This window comes from Isoptericola croceus (assembly GCF_029382255.1).
Lineage (GTDB): Bacteria > Actinomycetota > Actinomycetes > Actinomycetales > Cellulomonadaceae > Isoptericola > Isoptericola croceus.
In genome coordinates this window covers 1-267 of record NZ_JARLLG010000332.1, presented here as the reverse complement: position 1 = coordinate 267, position 267 = coordinate 1, and the positions used below count along the sequence as shown (strand labels likewise).

Annotated in this window: 1 protein-coding gene; it reads left to right on the top strand. The window is 65.9% G+C overall.

The features are described 5' to 3' along the window. On the top strand, window positions 1–267 hold a 267-nt coding region (locus tag PZC42_RS21535), incomplete at both ends, for an OsmC family protein (RefSeq protein WP_277214216.1).

Genomic DNA, 267 nt, shown 5'->3' with positions numbered 1-267 from the left:
CAACGCGATCACCGATGCGACCCGCGCGGCAGTAGCCGACAACCCGGCCGCCGCAACGGTGGTGTTCAAGGCATCCGCCCAACCGGAGGGCACGGTCGGTAGCGCAATCGCCCTGGGCAAGTACCGCGTGCACGTCGACGAGCCACCGGGTCTCGGCGGACAGAACACCGCGCCCAACCCCGTCGAGTACTACCTGGCATCGCTGCTGTCCTGCCAGGTGGTGACCTATCGCTTCTGGGCGGAAAGACTAGGGGTTCAAGTCGATTC